Annotated in this window: 15 protein-coding genes and 1 pseudogene; 10 read left to right on the top strand and 6 right to left on the bottom strand. The window is 51.9% G+C overall.

The features are described 5' to 3' along the window. The first annotated feature begins 83 nt into the window (after positions 1–83). From ulaA to ulaF, 6 genes and pseudogenes are all read left to right on the top strand, one after another. Positions 84–1,481: pseudogene (gene ulaA / locus A1SC_RS03995) on the top strand (PTS ascorbate transporter subunit IIC). A 15-nt stretch (positions 1,482–1,496) separates the two neighbouring features. Further along, complete coding sequence (gene ulaB / locus A1SC_RS03990) at positions 1,497–1,802, top strand: PTS ascorbate transporter subunit IIB (RefSeq protein WP_000218363.1); 306 nt, start codon at positions 1,497–1,499, stop codon at positions 1,800–1,802. Positions 1,803–1,811: 9 nt separating this feature from the next. Continuing rightward, positions 1,812–2,276 carry a PTS ascorbate transporter subunit IIA gene (ulaC, locus tag A1SC_RS03985; RefSeq protein ID WP_016262808.1) on the top strand — a complete coding sequence of 155 codons (465 nt, stop codon included), beginning with the start codon at positions 1,812–1,814 and terminating at the stop codon, positions 2,274–2,276. Between the two features lie 13 nt (positions 2,277–2,289). Further along, positions 2,290–2,940: a 3-keto-L-gulonate-6-phosphate decarboxylase UlaD gene (ulaD, locus tag A1SC_RS03980; RefSeq protein WP_000056742.1), complete on the top strand. Its 651-nt coding sequence runs from the start codon at positions 2,290–2,292 to the stop codon at positions 2,938–2,940. 9 nt (positions 2,941–2,949) lie between these two features. Continuing rightward, positions 2,950–3,804, top strand: coding sequence for an L-ribulose-5-phosphate 3-epimerase UlaE (gene ulaE, locus A1SC_RS03975; RefSeq protein ID WP_000949556.1), 855 nt, complete (start codon positions 2,950–2,952; stop codon positions 3,802–3,804). Next, a complete protein-coding gene (gene ulaF, locus A1SC_RS03970) occupies positions 3,804–4,490 on the top strand; it encodes an L-ribulose-5-phosphate 4-epimerase UlaF (protein ID WP_001517633.1) in 687 nt (228 codons plus the stop codon). The genes ulaE and ulaF overlap by 1 nt, the downstream gene beginning before the upstream one ends. Before the next feature lie 129 nt (positions 4,491–4,619). Here the strand turns inward: ulaF and yjfY are convergent, their stop codons facing one another. Then, complete coding sequence (gene yjfY, locus A1SC_RS03965) at positions 4,620–4,895, bottom strand: DUF1471 family protein YjfY (protein WP_000492914.1); 276 nt, start codon at positions 4,893–4,895, stop codon at positions 4,620–4,622. Positions 4,896–5,221: 326 nt separating this feature from the next. Between yjfY and rpsF the strand changes: the two genes are divergently transcribed. Genes rpsF through rplI form a run of 4 tightly spaced genes read left to right on the top strand, consistent with a single transcriptional unit; the run spans position 5,222 to position 6,661 of the window. After that, positions 5,222–5,617 (top strand): 30S ribosomal protein S6, encoded by a 396-nt coding sequence (rpsF, locus tag A1SC_RS03960; protein ID WP_001216676.1) that lies wholly within the window; start codon positions 5,222–5,224, stop codon positions 5,615–5,617. A 6-nt stretch (positions 5,618–5,623) separates the two neighbouring features. Next, positions 5,624–5,938, top strand: a complete 315-nt coding sequence (gene priB, locus A1SC_RS03955) for a primosomal replication protein N (RefSeq protein WP_001517634.1) — start codon at positions 5,624–5,626, stop codon at positions 5,936–5,938. 4 nt (positions 5,939–5,942) lie between these two features. Next, on the top strand, positions 5,943–6,170 hold the full coding sequence (gene rpsR, locus A1SC_RS03950) for a 30S ribosomal protein S18 (RefSeq protein ID WP_000135199.1): 228 nt from the start codon (positions 5,943–5,945) through the stop codon (positions 6,168–6,170). 41 nt (positions 6,171–6,211) lie between these two features. Continuing rightward, positions 6,212–6,661: a 50S ribosomal protein L9 gene (gene rplI, locus A1SC_RS03945; protein WP_001196062.1), complete on the top strand. Its 450-nt coding sequence runs from the start codon at positions 6,212–6,214 to the stop codon at positions 6,659–6,661. A 100-nt stretch (positions 6,662–6,761) separates the two neighbouring features. Here rplI and A1SC_RS03940 read toward each other — a convergent pair whose 3' ends face one another. The 5 genes from A1SC_RS03940 to A1SC_RS03920 all read right to left on the bottom strand — a co-directional run bounded on the left by A1SC_RS03940 (position 6,762) and on the right by A1SC_RS03920 (position 13,379). After that, positions 6,762–8,039, bottom strand: coding sequence for an MFS transporter (locus A1SC_RS03940; RefSeq protein ID WP_001033611.1), 1,278 nt, complete (start codon positions 8,037–8,039; stop codon positions 6,762–6,764). 91 nt (positions 8,040–8,130) lie between these two features. Next, complete coding sequence (locus A1SC_RS03935) at positions 8,131–10,203, bottom strand: FAD-dependent oxidoreductase (protein ID WP_001517635.1); 2,073 nt, start codon at positions 10,201–10,203, stop codon at positions 8,131–8,133. Further along, a complete protein-coding gene (locus A1SC_RS03930; protein ID WP_001517636.1) occupies positions 10,200–11,741 on the bottom strand; it encodes an acyl CoA:acetate/3-ketoacid CoA transferase in 1,542 nt (513 codons plus the stop codon). Before A1SC_RS03930 ends, A1SC_RS03935 begins: the two co-directional genes overlap by 4 nt. Positions 11,742–11,750: 9 nt before the next feature. Continuing rightward, positions 11,751–12,527 (bottom strand): enoyl-CoA hydratase/isomerase family protein, encoded by a 777-nt coding sequence (locus tag A1SC_RS03925; RefSeq protein ID WP_016249507.1) that lies wholly within the window; start codon positions 12,525–12,527, stop codon positions 11,751–11,753. 9 nt (positions 12,528–12,536) lie between these two features. Further along, on the bottom strand, positions 12,537–13,379 hold the full coding sequence (locus A1SC_RS03920) for a sugar phosphate isomerase/epimerase family protein (RefSeq protein WP_016262809.1): 843 nt from the start codon (positions 13,377–13,379) through the stop codon (positions 12,537–12,539). Between the last annotated feature and the right edge of the window lie 2 nt (positions 13,380–13,381).

Consider the following 13,381-nt stretch of genomic DNA (forward strand, 5'->3'; position numbering starts at 1 on the left):
GTGATTACTTTTGAAAATTAGAGTGAGTGCACAACATTCCGGGTGTGCGGAATTCCCGGTTACCTCTTCTTCAGGAGATCGTTATGGAGATCCTCTACAGCATCTTTACCGTGTTCTTTAACCAGGTCATGACCAATGCCCCGTTATTGCTGGGTATTGTGACCTGCCTGGGCTACATCCTGCTGCGTAAAAGCGTCAGCGTGATTATCAAAGGCACCATCAAAACGATTATCGGTTTTATGTTGCTGCAAGCAGGGTCCGGCATCCTGACCAGCACTTTTAAACCGGTGGTGGCAAAAATGTCGGAAGTCTATGGCATTAATGGCGCGATTTCAGATACCTACGCATCGATGATGGCAACTATTGAGCGTATGGGCGATGCCTATAGCTGGGTGGGTTATGCGGTGTTGTTGGCACTGGCGCTAAACATCTGTTACGTGCTGCTGCGTCGCATTACTGGTATTCGCACCATCATGCTGACCGGCCACATCATGTTCCAACAGGCGGGTCTGATAGCTGTCACGCTGTTTATTTTCGGCTACTCCATGTGGACTACCATTATCTGCACTGCGATTCTGGTTTCGCTTTACTGGGGCATCACCTCCAACATGATGTACAAGCCGACTCAGGAAGTGACGGACGGCTGCGGTTTCTCCATCGGTCACCAACAGCAGTTTGCTTCCTGGCTTGCCTATAAGGTCGCGCCGTATTTGGGCAAAAAAGAGGAAAGCGTTGAAGACCTCAAATTGCCCGGTTGGCTGAACATTTTCCACGACAACATCGTCTCCACGGCGATTGTGATGACCATCTTCTTTGGTGCCATTCTGCTCTCTTTCGGTATCGATACCGTGCAGGCGATGGCAGGCAAAGTGAACTGGGTGGTGTACATCCTGCAAACCGGTTTCTCCTTTGCGGTGGCGATCTTCATCATTACTCAGGGCGTGCGCATGTTTGTCGCGGAACTCTCTGAAGCATTTAACGGTATCTCCCAGCGTCTGATCCCGGGTGCGGTTCTGGCGATTGACTGTGCGGCTATCTATAGCTTTGCGCCGAATGCCGTGGTCTGGGGCTTTATGTGGGGCACCATCGGGCAACTAATAGCGGTTGGTATTCTGGTCGCCTGCGGTTCCGCGATTCTGATCATTCCTGGTTTTATCCCGATGTTTTTCTCCAACGCCACCATCGGCGTATTCGCGAACCACTTCGGCGGCTGACGTGCGGCGCTGAAGATTTGTCTGGTGATGGGGATGATTGAAATCTTTGGCTGCGTCTGGGCGGTGAAACTCACCGGTATGAGTGCCTGGATGGGCATGGCGGACTGGTCGATTCTGGCACCGCCGATGATGCAGGGCTTCTTCTCCATCGGTATCGCCTTTATGGCCGTCATCATCGTTATTGCATTGGCTTATATGTACTTCGCTGGCCGCGCGCTGCGCGCAGAAGAAGATGCAGAAAAACAACTGGCAGAACAGTCTGCTTAATAAGGAGTTTTGATTATGACCGTACGTATTCTGGCTGTGTGTGGCAACGGACAAGGCAGTTCCATGATCATGAAAATGAAAGTGGACCAGTTTTTAACCCAATCAAACATTGACCACACGGTAAATAGCTGCGCGGTTGGCGAGTACAAAAGCGAGTTGAGCGGCGCGGATATCATCATCGCTTCTACCCATATTGCGGGCGAAATCACTGTTACCGGCAACAAATATGTGGTTGGCGTGCGCAACATGCTCTCACCCACAGACTTTGGCCCGAAACTGCTGGAAGTGATCAAAGAACATTTCCCGCAGGACATGAAGTAAGGACGCGCCATGAAATTACGTGATTCGCTGGCAGAAAATAAATCTATCTGTTTGCAGGTAGAAGCAGAGACCTGGCAGGACGCGGTAAAAATTGGCGTTGACCTGCTGGTGGCGGCGGATGTTGTTGAGCCGCGTTACTACCAGGCGATTCTGGATGCGGTTGAACAGCACGGCCCGTACTTTGTGCTCGCGCCAGGCCTGGCAATGCCACACGGACGCCCGGAAGAGGGGGTTAAGAAAACCGGTTTTGCGCTGGTGACGTTGAAAAAGCCGCTGGAGTTCAACCACGAAGATAACGACCCGGTGGATATCCTCATCACGATGGCGGCAGTCGATGCCAATACTCATCAGGAAGTGGGCATCATGCAAATCGTCAACCTGTTTGAAGATGAAGAGAATTTCGACCGTTTACGCGCCTGCCGTACCGAGCAGGAAGTACTGGATTTAATTGACCGCACCAACGCGGCTGCTTAAGAAGGAATTGAAGATGTCATTACCCATGTTGCAAGTCGCGCTGGACAACCAGACTATGGATAGCGCCTATGAAACCACTCGTCTGATTGCTGAAGAAGTCGATATTATCGAAGTGGGCACCATTCTGTGTATGGGGGAAGGTGTGCGTGCGGTGCGCGATCTGAAAGCACTCTATCCACACAAGATTGTGCTGGCAGACGCCAAAATTGCTGATGCGGGCAAAATCCTTTCTCGTATGTGCTTTGAAGCCAACGCTGACTGGGTCACCGTGATTTGCTGTGCGGATATCAACACCGCCAAAGGCGCGCTGGATGTGGCAAAAGAGTTTAACGGCGACGTACAGATTGAACTGACTGGTTTCTGGACCTGGGAACAGGCGGATGCATGGCGTGAAGCGGGCATCCAGCAGGTGGTGTATCACCGCAGCCGTGATGCGCAAGCAGCCGGTGTAGGCTGGGGCGAATCAGATATCGCCGCGATCAAACGCCTTTCTGATATGGGCTTCAAAGTAACCATTACCGGTGGCCTGGCGCTGGAAGATTTGCCACTGTTCAAAGGTATTCCGATTCATGTCTTTATCGCTGGTCGTAGCATCCGTGATGCCGCGTCTCCGGTTGAAGCTGCGCGTCAGTTCAAACGTTCCATCGCCCAACTGTGGGGCTAAGGAGCGGATATGTTGTCCAAACAAATCCCGCTTGGCATCTATGAAAAAGCACTCCCCACCGGGGAGTGCTGGCTGGAACGGCTGCAACTGGCAAAAACGTTGGGCTTCGATTTTGTTGAGATGTCAGTAGATGAAACGGACGCTCGCCTGTCTCGCCTTGACTGGAGCCGCGAACAACGTCTGACGCTGGTGAATGCGATTGTTGAAACTGGCGTGCGCGTACCGTCCATGTGCCTTTCTGCCCATCGTCGTTTTCCGCTGGGCAGCGAAGATGACACAGTGCGGGCGCAGGGGCTGGAGATTATGCGTAAAGCTATCCAGTTCGCCCAGGATGTCGGCATTCGCGTGATCCAACTGGCGGGCTATGACGTCTACTATCAGGAAGCCAATAACGAAACGCGTCGTCGTTTTCGCGAAGGGCTGAAAGAGAGTGTTGAGATGGCGAGCCGTGCGCAGGTGACGCTGGCGATGGAGATCATGGATTACCCGTTGATGAACTCCATCAGCAAGGCGCTGGGCTATGCACACTATCTCAACAACCCGTGGTTCCAGCTCTATCCGGATATCGGCAACCTGTCGGCGTGGGATAACGACGTGCAGATGGAATTACAGGCTGGAATAGGGCACATCGTCGCGGTGCATGTGAAAGACACCAAACCGGGCGTCTTTAAAAATGTGCCGTTTGGCGAAGGCGTGGTGGACTTCGAACGTTGCTTTGAAACGCTCAAACAGAGTGGTTATTGCGGGCCTTATCTGATTGAGATGTGGAGCGAAACGGCGGAAGACCCGGCGGCAGAAGTGGCGAAAGCGCGTGATTGGGTGAAAGCGCGCATGGCCAAAGCGGGCATGGTGGAGGCCGCATAATGCAAAAGCTGAAACTACAGGTATTTGAAGCCAACATGGATCTGCCGCGTTACGGACTGGTGACCTTTACCTGGGGCAACGTCAGCGCCATTGATCGCGGACGCGGGCTGGTGGTAATTAAGCCCAGCGGCGTCGCCTACGAAACCATGCAAGTGGACGATATGGTGGTGGTTGACATGAGTGGCAATGTGGTGGAAGGGCAGTATCGTCCATCGTCAGACACTGCAACGCATCTCGAGCTTTACCGTCGTTATCCATCTCTCGGTGGAATCGTGCATACCCACTCAACCCATGCCACCGCATGGGCGCAGGCGGGGATGGCGATCCCGGCGTTAGGCACCACACACGCTGACTATTTCTTTGGCGATATTCCGTGTACGCGCGGATTAAGCGAAGAAGAGGTGCAGGGCGAGTATGAACTGAACACCGGCAAAGTGATCATCGAAACGCTGGGCGATGCCGAGCCGCTGCATACGCCGGGGATTGTGGTTTACCAGCACGGGCCGTTCGCCTGGGGTAAAGACGCTCATGATGCGGTGCATAATGCGGTGGTGATGGAAGAAGTGGCGAAAATGGCGTGGATTGCGCGCGGCATTAACCCGCAACTAAATCCCATCGATAGTTATCTGATGAATAAGCACTTTATGCGTAAGCATGGTCCCAACGCTTATTACGGGCAGAAGTAAAACACGCGCTGCGGAAATATCCTTCTTCGGGAGATAACTGGTCTGATTCCGCAGCCGTTTTTCATAAAAAAGCCCCCGGTGAAGGGGGCAATGCAAACTATGACAATGTTTCGTTGGTTATACCTGGTGCTAGCGATAAATATCCGCGCTGGCGTGCATGTTGCCGTTACTCCCCGGTTCCCGCATCAGAATCACGTGGTAGTACGTTGCGCCCTGCGCATCGGTTTCTTCGTTTAATGCCTGACGTGCTTCACTTTCAGTGGCAAAGTTATGATTGATATAAATCACGCCTAAGCTCTGCACATCGTCCATATTTCTGGCCTGGTGGTTATTGATTTCAATGGCTGCCCATGTATTTGCACTTAGCAAAAGCACAGCCAGAAGGGCTAAAACACGACTGAACATAAATACCTCCTCGACGGCTGTCTTTGTATGCGCTCCTCTGTGATGATCTTCTGATTTAATTTTAATCAATGATAAAGAAGTTGATGGTGACCATTTCTGATGCAGTTGTTCAAAAAAACACCGTAATGGAATGTGATGAACTTCAAATCAGCGGGTTAGTACGATTTAGCGAAAGATGAGAATTATTTGTCGGCTGGCCTTGAGTTTAGTGGGGTATACCAGTACTATAACGCGTCATTTTTCAGCCGCCCTTTAACACGTTCCTTGCCTCCATGGGCTGCGGCTGACCCAGACAGGAGGCTGAATAATCCGTAAGGAGCAATTCGATGCGTCATTACGAAATCGTTTTTATGGTCCATCCTGACCAGAGCGAACAGGTTCCGGGCATGATCGAGCGCTACACTGCTGCCATCACTGGTGCAGAAGGCAAGATCCACCGTCTGGAAGACTGGGGCCGCCGTCAGCTGGCTTACCCGATCAACAAACTGCACAAAGCTCACTACGTTCTGATGAACGTTGAAGCGCCGCAGGAAGTGATCGATGAGCTGGAAACTACCTTCCGCTTCAACGACGCCGTTATCCGTAGCATGGTAATGCGTACTAAGCACGCCGTTACCGAAGCATCTCCGATGGTTAAAGCGAAAGACGAGCGCCGTGAGCGTCGCGATGATTTCGCAAACGAAACCGCTGATGATGCTGAAGCTGGGGATTCTGAAGAGTAATTTCTGATGACCAACCGTCTGGTGTTGTCCGGCACCGTGTGCAGGATGCCCCTTCGAAAGGTCAGTCCATCAGGAATTCCTCACTGCCAGTTCGTGCTTGAGCATCGTTCTGTGCAGGAGGAAGCCGGTTTTCATCGGCAGGCGTGGTGCCAAATGCCCGTTATTATTAGCGGACACGAAAACCAGGCCATTACTCACAGTATAACGGTCGGCAGTCGCATAACCGTTCAGGGGTTCATTTCATGCCACAAGGCAAAGAACGGTCTGAGCAAAATGGTTTTGCATGCCGAGCAGATTGAATTGATAGATTCTGGAGACTAGCCATATGGCACGTTATTTCCGTCGTCGCAAGTTCTGCCGTTTCACCGCGGAAGGCGTTCAAGAGATCGACTATAAAGATATCGCTACGCTGAAAAACTACATCACCGAAAGCGGTAAGATTGTCCCAAGCCGTATCACCGGGACCCGTGCAAAATACCAGCGTCAGCTGGCTCGCGCTATCAAACGCGCTCGCTACCTGTCCCTGCTGCCGTACACTGATCGCCATCAGTAATCGGTCACGGTCCATTAATACGACTTTGAGAGGATAAGGTAATGCAAGTTATTCTGCTTGATAAAGTAGCAAACCTGGGTAGCCTGGGTGATCAGGTAAATGTTAAAGCGGGCTACGCTCGTAACTTCCTGGTACCACAGGGTAAAGCTGTTCCAGCTACCAAGAAAAACATTGAATTCTTCGAAGCACGTCGCGCTGAACTGGAAGCTAAACTGGCTGAAGTTCTGGCAGCAGCTAATGCTCGCGCTGAGAAAATCAATGCACTGGAAACTGTTACCATCGCGTCTAAAGCTGGCGACGAAGGTAAACTGTTCGGTTCCATCGGTACTCGCGACATCGCTGACGCTGTAACTGCAGCAGGCGTTGAAGTGGCTAAGAGCGAAGTTCGTCTGCCGAACGGCGTTCTGCGTACCACTGGCGAACACGAAGTAAGCTTCCAGGTTCACAGCGAAGTATTCGCGAAAGTGATCGTAAACGTAGTAGCTGAATAATTCGTTATTCAACGAGACGTAAAAACGCCGGCCATGTGCCGGCGTTTTGCTTTATTGTTGAAGCGCCATAACCATAATTACAGCGCACTCATCTTAAATATTAGCTCGTAGCTAATTGTACGTGCGGTTCTTCATCTTTGACTTTGATAAGCGCCCACAGCGCAATTGCCCCCAGGATGTCAAAGAAAGCCAGAGCAATAAAGAACGGCGCGAAGCCGATAATGTGAACGAATGCCCCGATAAACAGGTTGAAAATCAACTGACCACTCCACGCACAGGCACCCGCCATACCAACGGCGGTGGCAACTTCATCTTTTTTGAACAAATCGCCGCCCAGTGTTGCCGCAACAGTAGAAAGACATTGATGCGAGAACGCGCCAATACTAATCAGCAATACGGCAATGTAGGGATTTTCGACAATACTCACCAGGCCGATTGTCATCATAATGACCGCAGCAATAGTGAAGGTAATTCTTCGCGAGTTAATTAAACTCACGCCGCGATCGTGGAAGAACTTCGCCACAAAACCGCTGGCTAAACAGCCGAGGTCGCCCAGCAGGAAAGGTAGCCAGACAAACATGGCAATTTCTTTCAGGCTAAAATGCAGCGTTTCAACGAAGAATATAGGCACCCAGAAATTAATGGTTCCCCATGCCGGGTCTGCGAGAAAACGCGCGATGCCGATACCCCAGAAATTACGTTGGCTGAGGATATGTTTGATTGACGTTTTTTCTTTTTTACCTGTTTTAAGATGCTGCTCTTGTCCTGATTCAATATATTGACGCTCTTCATCAGAAAGGCGTTTGGCATCTTTCGGATCTTTATAACAAAAGAACCAAAATATAGCCGCGAGCAAAGCAAGGCTACCCGAGACAATAAACGCAAATTGCCAGCTATGAAACATAATGCACCAGGCAATCAGCGGTGGCGCAAGCATTGCACCGAGTGAAGTTCCCATATTGAAAACCCCCGTAGCCACACCGCGCTCTTTTGCCGGGAACCATGTTGATGCTGTTTTAACACCCGCCGGAATTGCCGATGCTTCGCTGAAACCCATCAGGGCGCGCATAAATGCCAGACCTGACCATGTTCCGGTCAGTGCATGACCCATTGTCGCCAGGCCCCAGATTGCGGCGCAAATCGCAAAGCTTAATTTCAGACCAACGGTATCAATAAAGAAACCCATCACCGGTTGCCCTAATGTATAGGCCAACTGGAACGCACTGACGATCCATGAATATTGCTCTTTGGTTATTCCGGTGGTCTCCATAATGGTTGGAGCCGCAATACCTAATGCAGTTCTGTCCAGATAATTGATTACAGTGATAAAACATACGAGGGCAATCATATGCCACCGATAATTCTTTATTTTATTCATGTTTAAACCTTTTAATTATATTAATAAACCCTGGTTGTTGGTATTTCCGTGTAATAGGTAATAAAATCAGGTACAGAGAACATATTAAAAATTATTGTGTGTAAATCTCTCCATTCAGAAAATCTGGCCAGTTTTTTTCAAAGAAAATACCGTTAATATGCGGTTGTTTGCGTAAAGACTTAACTTCGGTAATAAAAGAACCTTGTGAATATTGAATCGTTAATTTGTGATTTTTATCGTCGGCTTGCTCAGAGCGAAAACGCCATTCTTCTTTTGCGCCGCGACGAGTTTGTGGCAGGCATTCGCCTTGCGGATCAATAACCATCCGCGCCCCACGACTGCCGCCACCTGCGTCAATATAATGTGTGAGTTGCGTTAAAACGGCGGCAGAGGTCAGCGCCATATGCCGCCACATAAATAATTCAGCAACTTCGCCTGCGTGGTTGATGGTTAAACCGTGTTGCTGGGCAAATTCACTCAACAGCAGGGCATCGCGGGTGGCGTGGCGAACTTTATCGGCATGACAAATAAATCCAGCGTAATCAGACATTCGCGTCTGGATTTTTTCTTTCACCGTTGCCAGCGTCATACCGTTTTCGTTTGCCAGCGCCTGGGTGATGACCTCTCTTACGGTAGTCAGGGGCGAAGCTACCCGTTGCGCGATATCTCCCTCAACAGACCGCATTTGCGTACAGCCAATAAAGCGCGCCAGGCGCACGGCAAAAACCTGCCCGGCATTCAGCGCTGCGCCGCCGGGGCGAGTGACGCCGTGAGTTCCGGCCACTTCTCCCACGGCAAAACAGCCGGGGAGAGAGGTTTGCCCCCAGATATCCACCTCAATGCCGCCGTTCATGTGTTGATTATTCATGGCGAACTGCAGTGGTTGCGTGGTGAGCCCGTAACCGTGCATCTGGTACAACGAGATAGACAGCGGATTCATTCGTTGCAGGCGTTCGATGGGCGATGGTGCCAGCGCGCCGTTGTTTTCCAGATACGCGTGAACGTCAGCATCCAGTCGCGCTAATGAGAATGGCAAATCACCAGGCACCGCTTCAGGATTGCGATTGAAATCCATAAACACCAGGCGGCCTGATTGCTGCTCTTTTGCCACCGCCATATCCAGCAGGCTGGAGCCAAAATCCATCACCCGTGTGGCGTGGAACGGCCACTGATAGCCTTTACGGAAGATATTTGAAGCCAGTTCCTGGGTAGTGCGATAGTAATCCGCAAGGAAATTATACTCGTTACCCTCTGTATCCACAGAATAGATATACGGGATCACCTGCACATAGGTGCCGGATAAATTCCACGGAAACGTGCTGCGCGGCGTGCCTATACCAAACTGGCTTTCGGTCAGATTGGTTAGCGTCAAACCTTCTTCCAGCGCCAGCCCCAGCGAGCCAAAGCATTTATGCGGATAAACACTGTCGCGATAAAGCTCGCCCGGTCCGCCCGTTGCCAGTACCACATTGGGCGCAGTCACAATTGCCAGCCCCCACGGGTTATGGGCGCGGGAACCGGTTGCGAGGATAGCCCCCGCCACGCGATCTTCGCCATTCTCACCGCGTTGATGCAGCAGTTTAATCACCGTTGCACTGGTCAGCAGTGGAATGGAGAGGCGCTGCACTTCTTCCAGCAGCACTTTCACCATCAGGCGAGAAGTGCGTGGTCCACAGGACGTCGCGCGTCCGGCTTCGTCATGGTCGGTCTGATAACGGAGAATTGCGCCATAGCGATCTTCCGGCAATTCCAGACCAAGATATTGCAGCCCACCAAGGGTATGTAGGGAACCGACCGCTTCGACATATGCCGTGTCGTGATCCATCGCGCCGCCACTCGCCAGTGCCTCGGCCAGTTTTGCGAAGTTGTCGCCGTTGCCCGCAGTAGCAGCGGTAAACAGCGTCTGTTTATCGGAACCGGAGCAGGCTGACGTTCCCATGTATAACCCGGCGGTAGCAAGCAGCACATTTTGCTGGCGACGTTTCAGCTCAACCGCTGCACGTAATCCAGCCGCGCCGCTACCAACGACCAGTGCATCAACTTGCCAGGTTGGGTAATCAACATCCTCCACGGTGACAATTGAGTGCGGTTCTGCTGGCGTAAAACCTTTCGGAAAGGTGACGTGCGTCAGCGCCTCGAGGATGGCGTCATCAGGCTGGCTCATGCGTCCTCCATCGGCGTAAACAGGCTACTTTCCATCAGACGCGGCTGCCTGATAATCGGACGGAAGGCCATGAACGGCAGAATGTCGCGGTCAATCTCCACGCCCGGGGCAATCTCAATTAATTCAACACCTTCTGTCGTTAACTGAAAAACCGCGCGTTCGGTGATGTACAGCACTTCCTGACCACTTTGCTGTGCGTAAGCGGCGCTAAAGGTGATTTTTTCCACCTGAGTAACCAGTTTGGGTATTTGACCTGACTGGGTGATATGCAGACCATCTGGCGTCACGTCGATCTTGCTGCCTTTGGCGTCGAATGTGCCGCAGAACACCACTTTACGGGCATTTTGTGCAATTTCGAGGAAGCCGCCAGGGCCGATCAGATTGCCGTTCAGGTGTGAGACATTGACGTTACCGTGCTGATCCATCTCGCCCATGCCGAGGAAAGTAATATCAATGCCGCCGCCGCTGTAGAACTCGAATTGATCCAGCGAAGGGATAATCGCGTCAGCGTTACGGGCGCAGCCGAAAAACGCGTCATCCAGCATCATGCCGTTATGCACGCCTTGCTCGACACTCAACCATAAACTTTGATAAGGAACACCTTCGCGCAGTGCAACCCCAGGAATACCGCCCGGAATACCAAAGCCAAAGTTGGTAGAAGCGCCAGCCACCAGTTCGCGTGCCGCCCGACGGGCAATCAGACGGCGCACCGGATGGCTAACCAGTTCAATAGCGCCGGTAGAACTCAGACGGCGATGCTGACCGCTAATTGTCAGGTCGTAGCCGCCAAGATAGGTTTGCGGTTGTTCGCGGTGCTCAACGATGCCATCGACCAGAATCCCCGGCAGCTTGACCCGGCGTGGTTCGATGGCGCCAGCTTCCAGCACATCGCGCACCTGGACGAATACTTTGCCGCCGCTGTTGTGTGCTGCCAGCGCCATCGAATAGCTATCCATATCAATCGCTTCTTCTTCGAGGCTAACGTTGCCACGCGGATCGGCATAAGTGCCGCGCAAAATGGCATAGTCCACTTTGAAAGGGCGATATCGGAGTTTGGTTTCGCCATCAATTTCAATCAGTTCTACCAGATCGTCAGTGGTGCAAGCGTTCGACTTTCCGCCACCATTGCGTGGATCAACAAACGATCCCAGCCCTACGTGGGTAAAAAGCCCAGGACGTCCGGCACCGATCTCCCGCAGCAGTGCCTGAATTACACCGCCAGGAAAGCAATACGCTTCGATGGCGTTATTTTTTACCAACTCCTGCATTTTGGGGGACCAGGTAAAGTGTCCGGCAATTATGCGTTTGAGCATTTCGGCATGAGCGAGGCGGTTAGTGCCTTTGCTGTCGCGATCGCCAATGCCCAGCGAGTGGATTAGTGTCAGGTTGCGGGGGTGTCCGGTTTGCAGGAAACGCGCTTCAATGGCTGCCAGAATATGGTCAGCTTCCACCATGCCGCCGCCGTTACCGCTAATGGCAATGGTTGCGCCGTCCTGAATTTGCGCCGCCAGTGCCCCGGCGGTTGTTATCTTACGCATACAATTTCCTTATTGATTATGGAAGCTGACGCTGCCTTTTTCGGCAAATGCGCGCGTGGCTTGCTGGCAATCGTGGGTGGCGGACATTAATCCCGCCAGTAACTGGTGTGAGTAATCGGCATGTTTATTTTCCAGCGCCAGAATCAGTTGCTTAATATGCGCCAGCGCCACCGGGCCACATTTTTCCAGGTGCGCTAACTGATTCGCCATCCAGCTTTCTATCTGTTCTTTTTCTACCACTTCATCAATCAAATTCGCCGCCAGGGCTTCCTGCGCCGTCAGGCGTTTACCCAACATCAGCATCTGGCGACCAACCACCGGACCGACCTGATTAAGCACACGTTCGATGCCCATCCAGCCAGGCACCATGCCAAGCATCACTTCCGGGTTAGAGAATTTTGCGTTGGGGCGAGCGATACGAATATCGCAGCACAAGGCAAGTTCAATACCGCCGCCGATGGTGTGACCGTTTAGATTCGCAACCGTTAATTGCGGTAAATTGCGTAGGCGATTAAAAACATCATTACCGCGTTTAATCCACTTTCTGCCCATATCTAATGGAGAATAAGTCGACCATGATTTAATATCGCCGCCCGCACAAAAGAATTTATCGCCGGTTGCGGTTAATTCGACTAATCGTAATGTGGTGTCGTTTTCAATTTCATTTAAATAATGATCGAGAGATTCAATCATCTCTTCATTAATGGCATGACATTTATCTTCACGGTTCAACGTCAGACGGCAGGAAGCCGCCGCTCTGCTGAACAGAACGGGTTGGTCATTCATGATCATTCCTTAACAATAATGCGCGATGCGATCGACGCTAATATCCAGCGTGCTGTTTATATCTTGCTGCCACCAGTACGGTGAGAATATTTCCAGCTCTATAGCGCCATTAAATCCGGCGTTTTCAACCAGGCGACGGATTGACGGAATATTGATGATGCCATCTCCCGGCATTCCCCGATCATTGACCAGATCGGTGGTTGGCACTAACCAGTCGGAAACATGAAATGCGAGAATTCGTTTTCCGGCACGCAGGATTTGGCTGGCCAGTTCCGGGTCCCACCAGACGTGGTAGACATCCACCGCCACGCCGAGACCAAACTCACCATCGGGATCGAGTTCATCACACCAGTCCAGTGCCTGGCGTAGCGTACACAAACAGGAACGATCGGCGGCAGTCATCGGGTGCAGTGGCTCCAGCGCAATTGGCACGCCGACTTCTTTCGAATGTGGCAGCAACTGGCGAATCCCTTGTTTCACCTGTTCCCGCGCCTCATACAGATCTTTTGTGCCAGTTGGTAACCCGCCAACCACCTGCATGTAACAGGCGGCGTTCAGCGCAGCGGCATCGTCCAGCGCCTGACGGTTATCATCTACTGCCAGTTTGCGCTCCGCCAGCGTCGGCGCGGTGTAATAGGTGCTACGACACAAACCGGAAACGCTCATGTTACTGGCGGCAAGCTGGCGGGCGATCTGCTGGAGATCTTCGCCCTGCAACTCTCTGCGCCAGGGGGCGAGCGCGCCGATACCGCGTGCGGCGCAGGCATCAATAATGGCGGGTAGCGGCATTTTATAGCCCAGCGTCGCGGTATTAATGCTGAATAAATCCGGGCGTTGTAACAGATCTCTCATGA

The sequence above is a fragment of the Escherichia sp. KTE52 genome (genome assembly GCF_000408325.1).
Taxonomy (GTDB): domain Bacteria; phylum Pseudomonadota; class Gammaproteobacteria; order Enterobacterales; family Enterobacteriaceae; genus Escherichia; species Escherichia marmotae.

Coding starts and splice junctions, on each gene's coding strand:
- ulaB (WP_000218363.1), top strand. CDS start 1,497: ATGACCGTACGTATTCTGGCTGTGTGTGGCAACGGACAAGGCAGTTCC.
- ulaC (WP_016262808.1), top strand. CDS start 1,812: ATGAAATTACGTGATTCGCTGGCAGAAAATAAATCTATCTGTTTGCAG.
- ulaD (WP_000056742.1), top strand. CDS start 2,290: ATGTCATTACCCATGTTGCAAGTCGCGCTGGACAACCAGACTATGGAT.
- ulaE (WP_000949556.1), top strand. CDS start 2,950: ATGTTGTCCAAACAAATCCCGCTTGGCATCTATGAAAAAGCACTCCCC.
- ulaF (WP_001517633.1), top strand. CDS start 3,804: ATGCAAAAGCTGAAACTACAGGTATTTGAAGCCAACATGGATCTGCCG.
- yjfY (WP_000492914.1), bottom strand. CDS start 4,895: ATGTTCAGTCGTGTTTTAGCCCTTCTGGCTGTGCTTTTGCTAAGTGCA.
- rpsF (WP_001216676.1), top strand. CDS start 5,222: ATGCGTCATTACGAAATCGTTTTTATGGTCCATCCTGACCAGAGCGAA.
- priB (WP_001517634.1), top strand. CDS start 5,624: ATGACCAACCGTCTGGTGTTGTCCGGCACCGTGTGCAGGATGCCCCTT.
- rpsR (WP_000135199.1), top strand. CDS start 5,943: ATGGCACGTTATTTCCGTCGTCGCAAGTTCTGCCGTTTCACCGCGGAA.
- rplI (WP_001196062.1), top strand. CDS start 6,212: ATGCAAGTTATTCTGCTTGATAAAGTAGCAAACCTGGGTAGCCTGGGT.
- A1SC_RS03940 (WP_001033611.1), bottom strand. CDS start 8,039: ATGAATAAAATAAAGAATTATCGGTGGCATATGATTGCCCTCGTATGT.
- A1SC_RS03935 (WP_001517635.1), bottom strand. CDS start 10,203: ATGAGCCAGCCTGATGACGCCATCCTCGAGGCGCTGACGCACGTCACC.
- A1SC_RS03930 (WP_001517636.1), bottom strand. CDS start 11,741: ATGCGTAAGATAACAACCGCCGGGGCACTGGCGGCGCAAATTCAGGAC.
- A1SC_RS03925 (WP_016249507.1), bottom strand. CDS start 12,527: ATGAATGACCAACCCGTTCTGTTCAGCAGAGCGGCGGCTTCCTGCCGT.
- A1SC_RS03920 (WP_016262809.1), bottom strand. CDS start 13,379: ATGAGAGATCTGTTACAACGCCCGGATTTATTCAGCATTAATACCGCG.